12 protein-coding genes and 3 tRNA genes are annotated in these 15,014 nt (G+C 49.9%); 10 read left to right on the forward strand and 5 right to left on the reverse strand.

Annotation, left to right across the window (positions count from 1 at the left end; all coding sequences use genetic code 11):
• Nucleotides 1–117 precede the first annotated feature (117 nt).
• Nucleotides 118–2,046: a molecular chaperone DnaK gene (gene dnaK / locus HMPREF2596_RS10475; RefSeq protein WP_049348822.1), complete on the forward strand. Its 1,929-nt coding sequence runs from the start codon at nt 118–120 to the stop codon at nt 2,044–2,046.
• A 255-nt stretch (nt 2,047–2,301) separates the two neighbouring features.
• Nucleotides 2,302–2,520 carry a hypothetical protein gene (locus HMPREF2596_RS10480; protein ID WP_070850988.1) on the forward strand — a complete coding sequence of 73 codons (219 nt, stop codon included), beginning with the start codon at nt 2,302–2,304 and terminating at the stop codon, nt 2,518–2,520.
• A gap of 73 nt (nt 2,521–2,593) precedes the next feature.
• Here HMPREF2596_RS10480 and HMPREF2596_RS10485 read toward each other — a convergent pair whose 3' ends face one another.
• On the reverse strand, nt 2,594–3,934 hold the full coding sequence (locus HMPREF2596_RS10485) for a DUF2868 domain-containing protein (RefSeq protein WP_070850989.1): 1,341 nt from the start codon (nt 3,932–3,934) through the stop codon (nt 2,594–2,596).
• A 158-nt stretch (nt 3,935–4,092) separates the two neighbouring features.
• Nucleotides 4,093–4,177 (reverse strand) — tRNA-Leu (locus HMPREF2596_RS10490).
• Nucleotides 4,178–4,338: 161 nt separating this feature from the next.
• Here HMPREF2596_RS10490 and HMPREF2596_RS10495 point away from each other — a divergent pair.
• The 4 genes from HMPREF2596_RS10495 (at nt 4,339) to HMPREF2596_RS10510 (ending at nt 5,900) form a co-directional block, all read left to right on the forward strand.
• Nucleotides 4,339–5,004, forward strand: a complete 666-nt coding sequence (locus HMPREF2596_RS10495; RefSeq protein WP_070850990.1) for a hypothetical protein — start codon at nt 4,339–4,341, stop codon at nt 5,002–5,004.
• Nucleotides 4,997–5,590 carry a GTP cyclohydrolase II gene (ribA, locus tag HMPREF2596_RS10500; RefSeq protein WP_070850991.1) on the forward strand — a complete coding sequence of 198 codons (594 nt, stop codon included), beginning with the start codon at nt 4,997–4,999 and terminating at the stop codon, nt 5,588–5,590. The genes HMPREF2596_RS10495 and ribA overlap by 8 nt, the downstream gene beginning before the upstream one ends.
• Nucleotides 5,591–5,715: 125 nt before the next feature.
• A tRNA-Val gene (locus tag HMPREF2596_RS10505) sits at nt 5,716–5,791 on the forward strand.
• A gap of 32 nt (nt 5,792–5,823) precedes the next feature.
• Nucleotides 5,824–5,900: transfer RNA gene (locus HMPREF2596_RS10510), tRNA-Asp, on the forward strand.
• 190 nt (nt 5,901–6,090) lie between these two features.
• On the opposite strand, the gene parE is transcribed toward HMPREF2596_RS10510, so the two are convergent.
• Together parE and HMPREF2596_RS10520 are read right to left on the reverse strand one after the other, a co-directional pair.
• On the reverse strand, nt 6,091–8,076 hold the full coding sequence (gene parE, locus HMPREF2596_RS10515; protein WP_070850992.1) for a DNA topoisomerase IV subunit B: 1,986 nt from the start codon (nt 8,074–8,076) through the stop codon (nt 6,091–6,093).
• 68 nt (nt 8,077–8,144) lie between these two features.
• Nucleotides 8,145–8,681, reverse strand: coding sequence for an RNA pyrophosphohydrolase (locus HMPREF2596_RS10520; RefSeq protein WP_004520487.1), 537 nt, complete (start codon nt 8,679–8,681; stop codon nt 8,145–8,147).
• A 328-nt stretch (nt 8,682–9,009) separates the two neighbouring features.
• Between HMPREF2596_RS10520 and HMPREF2596_RS10530 the strand changes: the two genes are divergently transcribed.
• From HMPREF2596_RS10530 to HMPREF2596_RS10540, 3 genes are all read left to right on the forward strand, one after another.
• Nucleotides 9,010–10,155: a polyamine ABC transporter substrate-binding protein gene (locus HMPREF2596_RS10530; protein WP_070850993.1), complete on the forward strand. Its 1,146-nt coding sequence runs from the start codon at nt 9,010–9,012 to the stop codon at nt 10,153–10,155.
• 107 nt (nt 10,156–10,262) lie between these two features.
• Nucleotides 10,263–10,535, forward strand: coding sequence for an ACT domain-containing protein (locus HMPREF2596_RS10535; RefSeq protein ID WP_070850994.1), 273 nt, complete (start codon nt 10,263–10,265; stop codon nt 10,533–10,535).
• A gap of 15 nt (nt 10,536–10,550) precedes the next feature.
• Entirely contained in the window at nt 10,551–11,906 is a 1,356-nt protein-coding gene (locus HMPREF2596_RS10540) for a PFL family protein (protein ID WP_070850995.1), read from the forward strand.
• Between the two features lie 66 nt (nt 11,907–11,972).
• Here HMPREF2596_RS10540 and HMPREF2596_RS10545 read toward each other — a convergent pair whose 3' ends face one another.
• The gene (locus HMPREF2596_RS10545; RefSeq protein WP_070850996.1) at nt 11,973–13,502 is read right to left on the reverse strand and encodes a helicase HerA-like domain-containing protein; all 1,530 of its coding nucleotides are present in this window, start codon (nt 13,500–13,502) and stop codon (nt 11,973–11,975) included.
• A 241-nt stretch (nt 13,503–13,743) separates the two neighbouring features.
• Between HMPREF2596_RS10545 and HMPREF2596_RS10550 the strand changes: the two genes are divergently transcribed.
• The gene (locus tag HMPREF2596_RS10550) at nt 13,744–14,973 is read left to right on the forward strand and encodes a multidrug effflux MFS transporter (protein ID WP_070850997.1); all 1,230 of its coding nucleotides are present in this window, start codon (nt 13,744–13,746) and stop codon (nt 14,971–14,973) included.
• The last annotated feature ends 41 nt before the right edge of the window (nt 14,974–15,014 follow it).

The following is a 15,014-nucleotide window of genomic DNA, read 5'->3' on the forward strand; positions in this document are numbered from 1 at the left end:
AAAAAAAATTCAAAATAGGCCTTGAAAAAAAATGAAGCAACCTTATTTACAAGCCATCGGAACGAAATGTTCCACAGGATTATTAATTAAGAAAAGTTTATTTAGGAGCAACATAATATGGCAAAAGTAATCGGTATTGACTTAGGTACAACCAACTCTTGTTTGGCCATTTCTGAAAACGGTCAAACCAAAGTAATCGAAAACGCAGAAGGCGCACGCACCACTCCTTCCGTTATCGCTTATTTGGACGGCGGCGAAATCCTCGTCGGCGCGCCAGCAAAACGCCAAGCGGTAACCAACGCTAAAAACACTATTTACGCGGCCAAACGTTTGATCGGCCACAAATTTGAAGACAAAGAAGTACAACGCGACATTGAATCCATGCCTTTTGAAATCATCAAAGCCAACAACGGTGACGCATGGGTGAAAGCACAAGGCAAAGAGCTGTCTCCTCCTCAAATTTCCGCAGAAGTTTTGCGTAAAATGAAAGAAGCAGCCGAAGCTTACTTGGGCGAGAAAGTAACAGAAGCCGTGATTACCGTTCCTGCCTACTTCAACGACAGCCAACGTCAAGCGACTAAAGACGCAGGCCGTATCGCAGGTTTGGAAGTAAAACGAATCATCAACGAACCGACCGCAGCCGCTTTGGCATTCGGTATGGACAAAGGCGACAGCAAAGACCGTAAAATCGCCGTGTATGACTTGGGTGGCGGTACTTTCGATATTTCCATCATCGAAATCGCCAACATCGACGGCGACAAACAATTCGAAGTATTGGCAACCAACGGCGACACCTTCTTGGGCGGTGAAGACTTCGACCAACGCTTGATCGACTACATCATTGACGAGTTCAAAAAAGAACAAGGCATTGATTTGAAACAAGACGTCATGGCTCTGCAACGCCTGAAAGAAGCTGCCGAGAAAGCCAAAATCGAATTGTCCAGCGGTCAGCAAACCGAAATCAACCTGCCGTACATTACTATGGACGCAACCGGTCCGAAACACTTGGCCATGAAAATTACCCGTGCCAAATTCGAAAGCCTGGTTGAAGATTTGATTCAACGTTCTATCGAGCCTTGCAAAATCGCATTGAAAGATGCCGGCTTGAGCACCAGCGACATCGACGACGTGATTTTGGTCGGCGGTCAGTCCCGTATGCCGAAAGTACAAGAAGCCGTTCGAGACTTCTTCGGCAAAGAGCCTCGCAAAGACGTGAACCCTGACGAAGCCGTTGCCGTAGGCGCAGCAATTCAAGGCGAAGTATTGAGCGGCGGCCGCAGCGACGTATTGCTGCTGGACGTAACTCCTCTGTCCTTGGGTATCGAAACCATGGGCGGCGTGATGACCAAGCTGATTCAAAAGAACACTACTATTCCGACTAAAGCGTCTCAAGTGTTCTCTACTGCCGAAGACAACCAAAGCGCTGTAACCATCCATGTGCTGCAAGGCGAACGCGAACGTGCTTCTGCCAACAAGTCTTTGGGTCAGTTCAACTTGACCGACATCGCACCTGCACCACGCGGTATGCCTCAAATTGAAGTTACTTTCGACATCGACGCCAACGGTATCCTGCACGTTTCTGCCAAAGACAAAGGCACCGGCAAAGCCGCCAACATCACCATCCAAGGTTCTTCAGGTTTGAGCGAAGAAGAAATCGAACGCATGGTGAAAGATGCCGAAGCCAACGCTGAAGAAGATAAAAAACTGACTGAATTGGTCGCTTCACGCAACCAAGCCGAAGCTCTGATTCACTCCGTGAAAAAATCTTTGGCCGACTACGGCGACAAACTCGACGCTGCCGAGAAAGAAAAAATCGAAGCTGCGTTGAAAGAAGCTGAAGAAGCCGTTAAAGGCGACGATAAAGCCGCTATCGATGCTAAAGCCGAAGCTTTGGGTACAGCCAGCCAAAAACTGGGCGAAATGGTTTACGCTCAAGCGCAAGCCGAAGCACAAGCAGGCGAGGGCGCACAAGCCGAGTCTTCAGCTAAGAAAGACGACGACGTTGTAGATGCCGACTTTGAAGAAGTAAAAGACGACAAAAAATAATTGATGCCGTCTGAAAAAAGCGCGAATCGAAAGGTTCGCGCTTTTTGTTGTTTGGGGAATGTGTAAAGACGCTTTGTCAAAATTGACGAACCTTATTGCATCATTGTGTTGCCATACTTCTATTGCTGAATTTTGAACAGATTTCGCCGAATGCAGACAGCAGCTGACAGTCAAAGCCATTAATATTTGTCCATCGCTTGAGTGTGAATAAATGCTTATTTTTACCTCAAATCAACCTCTTGAAGGAAGATAAATATGAAAAAACTGATTCAAATGACCTCTTTGATGGTTGCCGCTGCCGGTTTGGTCTTGGCTCCAGTCGCTTCTGCGCATGGCAAACACGACATGCATCCGAAACAAGAGCGTATGCACGAAAAAGCCAAACCGCAAAAAATGAAAAAACCTGCACCTAAAGCCAGACACCACGCAGCCAAGCCCAAACATCATCAAGAGCATCGCCACGAACCTCATTAAGATGAATCCTCAACAATAAATAAGGCCGTCTGAAACCCAAACATCAGGTTTCAGACGGCCTTCGGTTTATCTGTCAAATAGCACTTTGCCGTTTTTCTTGTGCCAAACGGGTCGGCTCCAGCCAGGCAATGTTTCTTTCTGCCAGCGCATCGCGCCAATAATCCAGTTTGGTATCTAAATCTTCAGAGAAACTGTCTTGATTCAAAAGCTGAATGATAACGCCGCCATCCGTAGCTTCGGCCAAGCGGCTGATTTGACGCAAAATGCCGCGGTCGGGAACAGTTTGCGTGCGTACGCCGATGAGAAGTTGCACTGGAGTTTGTTTCAATTCGGCTTCCAATTGTTCCAAATCTTTTCTGCCGGCGACTACGCCTTTGTCTATCCATTCTTGCGCCAAAACGCCGGAAAACCAAAGCGGCTCAGGCCATTCCGTTTCCAGTGTAACAGCCCATTTGGGCGCATTGTTCAGCGTAATTTTAGATGAAACGGGAACGATATTTTCCTGAAAATCATCGGCATCAACAATCTTCGTCTGCCATGTGCGGAGAATGTTTTGATAGTAGGGCTGATTCAGATCCAAACGTTCGCGCAGGGTTTTTAAAGTAATCTTGCAAGCCAGCCAAGCAAGCAAGCGCGGCAGAATACCATAGCAGACAATGCTGCCGATGAGTAAACCCGCCCAAGCGCGCGCATCTTCGATATGATTGTTCAGACGGCCTGCAATTACGGCCTGACTGTCTGGAACAGGAAAGCCCAAACGTTCCGGCAGCCATGACAAAGCCTCAACCGTTTTCACCAATGCCGTATTGCTTAAAAGCGTACTTTCCCAGTTGAACGTATATTGACGCACCAAAAGCAGCAGCAAAACAGAAACCAACATCCCCGACAGCGTACAAAGCCACAGACTGTGTGAGGTTGCGCCAATCAGCCAACGCGTTTGCGGTTTGCGCCATTCATCCACATAAAGCCGCAAAATTGCCTGATTGACCGGGTCTTTACCTCGGAACCAAGTTGCCGGACTGCTGATAAAGTGCACATTTTTCAAACGCAGGAATAAAGTCGCCAGCCACACCAGCAGCATGACCGTATTCATGCCCAGAATCCCGGCCAATACCAGAAAAAAGTTCAGTCCCTGATGGTCCATCAACAGATAAGTGCTGGAAAAACCGACCGTAAATAACAACGTCGCCGCAACAATCCAAAGCCAAAACGAGCCTGTCTCCACCTGTTGCAACACATATTTCAAATGCTTGTCGCGGTCAATAATTTGGGCACGGCGTATCAGTTTTTCCTCATTGCCACCATCAATATGTCGCAACGCTTCCGTCGCCTGCACAGGATCTCCTGGAAAAATATAGGCACGTTCTTCAAGGATACGGACCAATTCGACAAGTTTTTGCGATGGATTCAACATAAATGATAGGCCGTCTGAAAGATAAAATGGAAACGTCTGTTATACCCCCAAATAAACCCCTTTTTTGCAAAGGTCAAAAAATTAAAAGCAGTTTTGATTTTGGGTATATAGTGGAATAGATGTAAAAAAAGCAGCCCGAAAGCTGCTTATTTTGAGTGTGGTGCGGACGGAGAGACTCGAACTCTCACACCTCGCGGCGCCAGAACCTAAATCTGGTGCGTCTACCAATTTCGCCACGTCCGCACTAATTTGAATCGTGGATTATACACAAGATTAATGGGGGCGCAAAGTCTTGTTTGCTTGAATTTGTCGGTTTATCCCTTATATAATGACTTATTCCGGCCGTCTGAAAGCAGGGTTTGTTTTCAGACGGCCTCAACTTTCCATTTGGTGAGGAAGGGCTGATGCCTGCTTTATTGATTAAAGATTTTTTGCAGACGCAAGGTTTGAAGTTGCCTGCGGATGAGATACATGTTGCTTATTTGACTGCCCAGGCTGTGATTAAAATGGGCAATGCTTCGGTTGAGCGTTCGATTTTGTGGCCGTCTGAAAATGGTTGGCAATTGGCGGATTATGTCGATGCCGAACATGAATTATTGCTGAAACAGATTTTTATGGCTTTGGATTCGGTTGCCGAGCGCACCGAGCATTTGAAAAGCGCAGCCGTTTATACTGCGTTTCCGAAAGATGGCGCGTTGTCGCTGGTTCGTCTAAGCCGTTGGGGCGTGCCGTTGGAAAATGTGATTCCAATCGATGAGCCGGCCGGGCAGGCTTTTTTGGCTGTGCGTACGGCGCAAAGCGGCTGGATGAATGTTTGCCAGAATGTGGCGTATTGGCAGGAAATCGGTGAATTGTCGGACGAACGCAATCATCCCGGTTTGAGTCAGATTTCTGTTCCTGTCTGTATGCCCAGCGGTGCGGTTTTAGGCGTGGTACATGCTGAATTTGATGTCAAGGACGGTGCGCCTGACGAAGTGTTGGTGGCCTGGATTGCCCTTGCATTAGCCTTGGTGGAACCTTTGAAAAACCTCTTGGGCGTGGCTGAAAACGAGGAAGCGGAAAATGAGTAACGCGTTGAAGTTTGTCGCGTCATGCCGTTTGCCTACGGAATGGGGCGAATTTACGATGCACGGCTTCGAAGAAGAGGGCGGGCAGGAACATGTCGCATTGACGATGGGCGATGTTTCAGACGGCCTGCCTGTGTTGTCACGTATCCATTCCGAGTGCTTGACCGGCGATGCTTTATTTTCGGTGAAATGTGATTGCGGCCCTCAGCTTCAAGCGGCGATGCAAGCCATTCAGAAAGAAGGGCGTGGCGTTATCGTATATTTGCGCCAAGAAGGCAGGGGCATTGGTTTGATAAACAAAATCCGTGCTTATCGTCTGCAAGATCAGGGCTTGGATACGGTTGAAGCCAATGTAGCGCTCGGCCTTCCTGTTGATGCGCGCGACTTCACTTTAGCCAAGCAGATTTATGATTATCTGCATATTCGTGAGGTCAGATTGTTGACCAATAATCCTGAAAAAATCCAAACGTTGAAAGATTCCGGTATTAATGTGGTCGAACGGATTGCATTGCATGTCGGCGAAAATGTGGAAAATGAGCGTTATCTGCATACTAAAGCGGATAAATTGGGACATTTGATTTTCGATTGATGGATAGGCATAACGGTAATTTTTGCGGTTAAATAAAATATTCTATATTCTTTCAATGGGATATATTTTTATTTAAATAAAAACCTTGCGCATGGCCTAATTTTTTGATTTAATGACGACTTATCGGGTGATTAGCTCAGTTGGTAGAGCGTCTGCCTTACAAGCAGAATGTCGGCGGTTCGACTCCGTCATCACCCACCACTTTCTTTTTCATTGTCTTTGACAGTGGATGCGCGGTGGTAGCTCAGTTGGTTAGAGTACCGGCCTGTCACGCCGGGGGTCGCGGGTTCGAGCCCCGTCCGCCGCGCCATTATTTAAAAAGCGCTGATTATATCAGTGCTTTTTTATTTGTCTTAAAGACACAATTAAGCTGCGAAAATAGAAACAGGTAAGTAACAGGATATTGAAATACTGTTTAATCTTAATTTCTGATGATTTTAAAAAAGGCCGTTTGAAATTTTTAAAGTTTCAGACGGCCTTTAGTCTATTGAAACAATAGATTAGATATCCAATTCTGCCGTATCGCCCTCTTTTTCCATCCATGCGCGGCGGGCGGCGGCTTCGCCTTTGCCCATCAGTTTGACGAAGATGTCGCGTGTTTCATCATCCGCGCCTTCGGGGATTTGTACCTGCAACAGGCGGCGGGTGTCGGGGTGCATGGTGGTGTCTTTGAGCTGGTCTGGGTTCATCTCGCCCAAGCCTTTGAAACGGCTGATGGAATAGGCGGTTTCTTTGACGCCTTCTTTTTGCAGCCGCTCCAAGATGCTGTCGAGTTCGTTTTGGTCGAGGGCATAGAATTTGCGGGCGGGTTTGCTTTTGCCTTGTGCGTTGACATCGACGCGGAACAGCGGCGGCTGGGCGACGTAGATGTGTCCGTCGGCGACCAGTTTCGGGAAGTGGCGGTAGAACAGGGTCAACAGCAAAACTTGAATATGCGAACCATCCACGTCGGCATCGGACAGGATGGCGATTTTGCCGTAGCGTAGGCCGCTTAAATCGGGATTGTCGTTGATGCCGTGCGGATCGACGCCGATGGCGACGGAAATATCATGAATTTCGGCGTTGCCGAAGAGTTGGTCGGGATGGACTTCAAAGCTGTTAAGCACTTTACCGCGCAGGGGCAGGATGGCTTGGGTGGCTTTGTCGCGGGCGAGTTTGGCGGAGCCGCCTGCGGAATCGCCTTCGACGAGGAAGAGTTCGTTTTCGCGGATGTCTTCACTTTCGCAGTCGGTCAGCTTACCGGGCAAGACAGCGACGCCGCTGCCTTTTTTCTTTTCGATTTTTTTCACCGAACGCATCCGCGCTTGTGCCTGACGGATGGCGAGTTCGGCGATTTTTTTGCCGAAGTCCACGTTTTGGTTCAGCCACAATTCCAAAGGGTCGCCCGATACGGCGGCAACAAGTTTCAACGCGTCGCGGTTGGTCAGCTTATCTTTAGTCTGACCTTGGAACTGCGGGTCGAGGACGCGGGCGGAGAGGACGAAGGCGGTTTTGCTGAACACGTCGTCGCTTTGCACTTTCACGCCGCGCGGTAGAAGGTTGTGCAGATTGATGAAGTTGTTGACGGCGTTGAACACGGCTTGTTTCAAGCCTGCTTCGTGCGTGCCGCCCAGCGGGGTGGGGATGAGGTTGACGTAGCTTTCGTTGGCGCACGAGCCTTCTTCCAGCCAAGTCAGGGCAAACGCGGCGCCTTCGCCGATGCTGAAATCGCCGTTGTGGCCGTCTGAAATGTAGTTTTCGCAAGAGAAGATAGGCACGGCTTCTTGTGCATTGGCAATCAGGTCGGTCAGATAGCTTTTCAGGCCGTCTGGATAGTGCCAAGTTTGGGTGTACGCTTCGTCTTCGCCTTTGACCGGACGGGTCAGGGAAACGCGCACGCCCGGCAGTAATACAGCTTTGGCGCGCAATAAGCGTTCGAGTTCGGGAATGCTGTAATTCGGGCTTTCAAAATATTTGCCGTCCGGCCACACGCGCACTTCGGTGCCGCTGTCTTTGACGGCGCATTTGCCCACTTCAGTCAAAGGTTCAATGACGTCGCCACCGGAAAAGACGATGCGGTGGATTTTGCCTTCGCGCTTGACCGTTACTTCAAGGCGGGTGGAAAGGGCGTTAGTAACAGATACGCCGACGCCGTGCAGACCGCCTGAAAAGGCATACGCGCTGCCGCCGTCTTTTTTGTTGAACTTGCCGCCTGCGTGCAGACGGGTGAACACGAGTTCGACTACGGGTACGCCTTCTTCAGGGTGCAGGCCGACGGGAATGCCGCGGCCGTTATCACGGACGGAAAGTGAACCGTCTTCATGAATTTGCACGTCGATTGCAGTCGCGAAACCACCCAACGCCTCGTCCGCCGCGTTATCAATCACTTCCTGACAGATATGGGTTGGGCTGTCGGTACGGGTGTACATGCCGGGGCGTTCTTTGACCGGCTCCAAGCCTTTGAGGACGGTAATGCTGGATTCGCTGTATTGATTGTTTTTAGCCATAGGAATAATGTAAAGGCCGTCTGAAAAGATGAAAAACAACGCTTTCAGACGGCCTGAAAGCGTTTGGGTTATAGGTTTTCTATTGGATTGCGACGGATAAAGTCTTCATAGCTTTCTATGCCGCGCAAGAAACGGGAGAGTTCGGTCAATGCGTCCAAATACACGCCGCGCTTGAAATCGATGACTTCGTCAACCGGTGCCCAGTATTGATGCCAGCGCCAGCCGTCAAATTCAGGATGATGGCAGGCACGGAGGTTGACGTCGCTGTCGCGGCCGACCAAGCGCAAAAGATACCAAATCTGTTTTTGTCCGCGATACGAACCGCGCCATTCGCGGCGCACCCAATGACTAGGAACGTCATAACGCAACCAGTCGCGCGTACGGCCAACGATTTTGATGTGTTGCGGCAACAGGCCGACTTCTTCGTACAATTCGCGGTACATGGCGGTCTCAGGACTTTCGCCTGGCTTGATGCCGCCTTGCGGAAACTGCCATGAATGTTCGCGTACGCGTTTGCCCCAAAAGACTTCGTTACGTTCGTTAATCAGGATAATACCGACATTGGGGCGATAGCCTTCTCTGTCTAACACGGTGTCGCCCTTCATTAAATTCAATCGTGCAATTTTCCCACAAATTGGGCGGTTTTGACAAATCTTGAGGCCGTCTGAATAAGCCCACAGTTTTTTCCAGACGGCATGAAACCGTTTCTGAAAAAATGTTGTTTATGAATAAAACCATAGCTTCAGGCCGTCTGAAAAATGAAATTTTTTTCTGCTTTAAGGTCTTGCATTCAAAAGCTTTTTGCCGTTTAATGCAAACCTTGCTGAATCAAGGGCAAAGGACACATGCCGGCCGCCCCCACAGTTTCCCTTTTGTAAGTGGCATCCGCCACCGCTGCAATATTTTTACCCCCCGAACAAAAGGTCTGAAACCATGAAAAAATCTTTGATGGCGGCGGCAATCTTGAGCCTCGTCTTGACTGCGTGTAGCGGTGGAAAAGAAACCGCCGCAGAATCTTCCGCATCTCAAACTCAAACTTCTTCCTCTCAAACGGATAAACTCAATATCTACAACTGGTCGGATTATGTCGATCCTGCCACGCTGTCTGCGTTTGAAAAAAATACGCATATCAACGTCCGCTACGATTACTACGACAGCAACGAAGCGCTGGAAGCTAAGCTGCTGACCGGCAAGTCGGGTTATGACTTGGTTGCGCCTTCTATTGCCAATGTCGGCCGTCAGATTAAAGCCGGCGCGTATCAAAAAATCGACAAATCGCAAATTCCCGATTACGCCAATATCGATCCCGATTTGTTGAAAATGATGGAAGCTGTCGATCCAGGCAACGAATATGCCGTCCCTTATTTCTGGGGCATCAATACGCTGGCGATTAACAAACAGCAGGTTCAAAAGGCGTTGGGTACGGACAAGTTGCCTGAAAACGAATGGGATTTGGTGTTTAACCCTGAATACACCCAAAAACTGAAATCCTGCGGCATCAGCTATTTTGACAGCGCCATCGAGCAGATTCCTTTGGCTTTGCATTATTTGGGCAAAGATCCGAACAGCGAAAACCCTGACGACATCAAAGCAGCTGTCGATATGATGAAAAAAGTGCGCCCCGACATCAAACGCTTTACCTCGTCCGGCTATATCGACGATATGGCTGCTGGTAATCTTTGCGTATCGGTAGGCTACGGCGGCGACCTCAATATTGCCAAAACCCGTGCCAAAGAAGCCGGAAACGGCGTCGAAGTCGAAGTATTGGCGCCGAAAAGCGGCGTCGGTATTTGGGTGGATTCGCTGATGATTCCGCGTGATGCGCAAAATGTGGCCAATGCACACAAATACATCAATCACACGCTCAATCCTGAAACAGCGGCCAAAAACGGCAACTATGTGACTTATGCTCCGGCCAGCCGTCCGGCGCGTGATTTGATGGATGAAAAATACACTTCTGACGAATCGATTTTCCCAAGTAAAGAATTGATGGAAAAAAGCTTCATTGTCTCCCCTAAGTCAACCGATGCGAGCAAACTCAGCGTTCGCCTGTGGCAGGCTTTGAAAGCAGGGCGATAATTAAAATTGAAATTTGAATACTCAGGCCGTCTGAAACAGTTTTTCAGACGGCCTGAGTGTTATAATTGTCAACACTTTTCAAATATCCTATGAGGAGAAACAGCGTTATGAACAATTCAGTCATCACCGTCATCGGCAAAGACCGTGTGGGCATTGTGTACGACGTTTCCAAAATTTTAGCGGAAAACCAAATCAATATTCTCAACATCAGCCAACAGCTGATGGACGATTTTTTTACCATGATTATTTTGGTGGACACTTCAAAATGCACCAAATCGCGTCAAGAAGTTTTGGATTTGTTTACGGAAGAGAGCAAAAAACTCGCGCTTGATATCCGTATGCAAAACGAAGAAATTTTCCAAGCCATGCACCGTATTTAAGTCGGAGGGAGAGCCATGAGTATTCAATCCGGCGAGATTTTAGAAACCGTCAAAATGGTAGCCGACCAGAATTTTGACGTGCGCACCATTACCATCGGTATTGATCTGCACGACTGCATCAGCAGCGATATCAATGTGTTGAACCAAAATATTTACAACAAAATCGCCACCGTCGGCAAAGATTTGGTAGCGACGGCAAAATATCTGTCTGCCAAATACGGTGTACCGATTGTGAATCAGCGTATTTCCGTTACGCCGATTGCCCAAATCGCCGCGGCCACCCATGCTGATTCTTACGTCAGCGTGGCGCAAACTTTAGATAAGGCTGCCAAAGCGATAGGCGTATCTTTTATTGGCGGCTTTTCCGCGTTGGTGCAAAAAGGCATGTCGCCTTCGGATGAGGTGTTGATCCGTTCCATTCCCGAAGCGATGAAAACCACCGATATCGTGTGCAGCTCCATCAATATCGGCAGCACGCGTGCCGGTATCAATATGGATGCGGTCAAGCTGGCAGGCGAAACCATCAAACGCACGGCTGAAATTACGCCCGAAGGTTTCGGCTGCGCGAAAATCGTCGTATTCTGCAACGCGGTGGAAGACAACCCGTTTATGGCGGGTGCGTTTCATGGTTCGGGCGAAGCGGATGCCGTTATCAATGTCGGCGTATCCGGCCCGGGTGTTGTAAAAGCCGCGTTGGAAAATTCAGATGCAACGACATTGACCGAAGTTGCGGAAGTCGTGAAGAAAACCGCTTTCAAAATTACCCGCGTGGGCGAACTCATCGGCCGCGAAGCCTCAAAAATGCTGAATATCCCGTTCGGCATTCTCGATTTGTCGCTGGCACCGACCCCTGCCGTCGGCGACTCGGTGGCGCGCATTCTTGAAGAAATGGGCTTGAGCGTCTGCGGTACGCACGGCACGACGGCTGCCTTGGCATTGCTGAACGATGCCGTGAAAAAGGGCGGCATGATGGCTTCCAGCGCGGTCGGCGGTTTGAGCGGCGCATTTATCCCCGTTTCAGAAGACGAGGGCATGATTGCCGCTGCTGAAGCCGGTGTACTGACATTGGACAAACTCGAAGCCATGACCGCCGTTTGCTCCGTTGGTTTGGATATGATTGCCGTCCCTGGCGACACGCCTGCTCATACCATTTCCGGCATCATCGCCGACGAAGCCGCCATCGGCATGATCAACAGCAAAACCACTGCCGTGCGCATTATTCCGGTTACTGGTAAAACCGTCGGCGACAGCGTCGAGTTCGGCGGCCTGCTGGGCTACGCGCCCGTAATGCCGGTTAAAGAAGGTTCGTGCGAAGTGTTCGTCAACCGAGGCGGCAGAATCCCGGCTCCGGTTCAATCGATGAAGAACTGATTGGATTGATAAACAAAAGGCCGTCTGAAATTGATTTTCAGACGGCCTTTTATATTTGTAGGCTGATTATTTGAACATATTTTTAATAATGCCCATTACGCTGCGGGAAATGGCGTTGGTGACTTGGCGGTTGATTTGGCTGCCGATGGCGTCGGCAACGTTGTAGCCCAAACCTTGGCCGGATTTTTTACGTCCGCCGCTCAAGCCGCCGAGCAGTCCGCCGAGGATGCCTGGATCGGCATTGGCGGCTTCTTTTTCAGCGGCTTTTTGTGCTTTTTCCTGCTCTTTGGCAGCATTTGCGGCTTCTTTCTCAGCGGCTGCTTGGCTGTCTGCTTCGGCTAAGGCTTCAAAAGCGGAGTAGTTGTCCACCATGTCTTTGTAGGTCGGATACAAATCGTCGTTTTGGAACAAGCGGTTGCGCTCTTCGGCGGCAAGCGGGGTTAAGGAAGATTGCGGCGGCAGGACGAGCGCGCGCTCTACCGGCTCGGGCATACCTTTTTCGTCGAGGAAGGAAACAAGGGCTTCGCCGACGCCGAGTTCGGCAATCGCTTCGGCAACTTTGATGTTTGGGTTGCTGCGGAAGGTTTCGGCAGCGGCCTTAACCGCTTTTTGGTCGCGCGGCGTGAAGGCGCGCAGGGCGTGTTGTACGCGGTTACCCAGTTGGCCGAGAATGGTGTCGGGCAAATCGAGCGGGTTTTGGGTGACGAAATAGACGCCCACGCCTTTGGAGCGGATCAGGCGCACGACTTGTTCGATTTGTTCGACCAACGCATTGGCGGCATTGTCGAACATCAAATGCGCTTCATCGAAGAACATCACGAATTTTGGTTTATCCAAATCGCCGACTTCGGGCAGGGTTTCAAACAATTCTGCCAACATCCACAGCAAAAACGCGCTGTACATACGCGGCGAACGCATCAGTTTTTCGGAGTTGAGGATGTTGATGATGCCTTTGCCGTTGTCGGTTTGCATCCAGTCTTGCAGGTTGAGGGAAGGTTCGCCGAAGAATTTTTCTGCGCCTTCGTTTTCCAAAGTCAGCAGTTGGCGTTGAATCGCGCCGATACTGGCGGCGGAGACGTTGCCGTATTGCGTGCGGTATTCCGAAGCGTGGTCGGAAACGTGTTTCAGCATGCTGCGCAGGTCTTTCAAGTCCAGAATGTGCCAGCCTCTGTCGTCGGCAACTTTGAATACGAGGTTGAGCAGGCCTTCCTGCGTGTCGTTCAGATTCATCAGGCGGGCCAAAAGCATAGGGCCCATTTCGGAAACGGTTACGCGGACGGGAATACCGGTTTCGCCGTAAACATCCCAAAAGCGCACGGGGAAACTTTGCAGCCATTGCTCGCCCAAATCAAACTCGGCGATGCGTTCGCCCACTTTGCCGTTGTTGGCACCGGCGTGCGCGATGCCCGACAAATCGCCTTTGACATCGACTAAGAATACGGGGACGCCTTCGCTGCTGAAAGCTTCCGCCATGCGGCGCAGGGTAACGGTTTTACCCGTACCGGTCGCGCCGGCGATCAAGCCGTGGCGGTTGGCCATTTTGCCTTGGATTTCGAGCGTTTTCCCGTCGGCACGCGCAATTTGAAATGTAGTCATGATTATTCCTTAGAATCCGTGATGTGAAACAATGTGTTGTCTTAAAAAACAAGCATTTTAACGTTTGCGGCGGGGGGATTCAACTAAGCGAAGTTTCAGACGGCCTTAAGTTTTGCAAAGGTTTTTTTGCAGTGATTGGACGGGGTTGAAATCTGCTATAATTCCATCCAACCCGCAACCGTCTGACAAGGCGGTTGTTTTCTTTGTTTTTTGAATATTTGTTACGAAAGCGAAAATCGGAATGACTGCACAACAAGCCCCTTTGAGCGAAAGAACCATGGCCGTGCTGATGGCGATGTTGGTCGCGCTGATGCCGTTTTCTGTCGATGCCTATCTGCCTGCGATTCCCGAAATGGCGAAGTCGCTGAGTTCGGACATCCACCGTATTGAGCAAAGCCTGAGCTTTTTTATGTTTGGCGTGGCGTTTGGTCAGGTGGTCGGCGGTTCGATTTCGGATATTAAAGGCCGCAAACCTGTCGCCCTGGTGGGCTTGAGCATTTACTTTGCCGCCGTTGTCGGTTTGACGATGGTGAATAATGTCGAGCAGCTGCTGAACTTGCGTGCCGTGCAGGCGTTTGGTGCGGGGATGACCGTGGTGATTTCCGGCGCGATGGTGCGCGATTATTATTCCGGACGCAAAGCCGCACAGATGTTTGCCTTAATCGGCATTATTCTGATGATTGTGCCGCTGATGGCGCCGATGATTGGTGCGGGCTTGCAGAATTTGGGCGGCTGGCGCATGATTTTCGGTTTTCTGGCCTGCTATTCGCTGCTGCTTTGGGGTTTAATGTGGTATTTCCTGCCCAAGCCGCATCAAAAAGGCAAAATCAGTATGGACGTGTTCGGCGTGGTGGCCGGCAGGTTTAAACGCGTTTTGAGGACGCGCGCCGCGATGGGCTATTTGTTTTTCCAAGCTTTCAGTTTTGGTTCGATGTTTGCCTTTTTGACCGAATCGTCGTTCGTGTACCAACAATTGTATCATGTTTCGCCAAACCAATATGCTTGGATATTTGCGCTCAATATCATTACCATGATGTCGTTTAACCGCATTACCGCATGGCGTTTGAAAACCGGTACGCATCCGCAAAATATCCTCAAATGGGGCATTATTGTCCAATTCGTCGCTAATTTGCTGATGGCTGTTTTGGTGTTGTTACTGTCTTTGCCACCTTTGTGGGCTTTGGTGTTGTGCGTGATGTTTTCAGTCGGTACGCAAGGCTTGGTCGGCGCGAACACTCAAGCCTGCTTTATGGGCTATTTCAGCGCAGAGGGCGGCAGCGCAAATGCCGTTTTGGGCGTGTTCCAATCCCTCATCGGCGCATCGGTCGGCATGGCGACAACTTGGCTGCATAATGGTTCTGCCTTGGTAATGGCCGGTATGATGTTGAGTTCGACCGTGTGCGGTATCGTACTGTTGTGGATTTGCTCGCATCAGGCTTGGATGGAAAACGATAAAAAAGAATATGTTTAACCTTCAGGCCGTCTGAAAAACGGTTTCAGACGGCCTCAACA

Origin of the sequence: Neisseria sp. HMSC078C12, from assembly GCF_001838065.1 — a bacterium.
Taxonomy (GTDB): Bacteria; Pseudomonadota; Gammaproteobacteria; order Burkholderiales; family Neisseriaceae; genus Neisseria.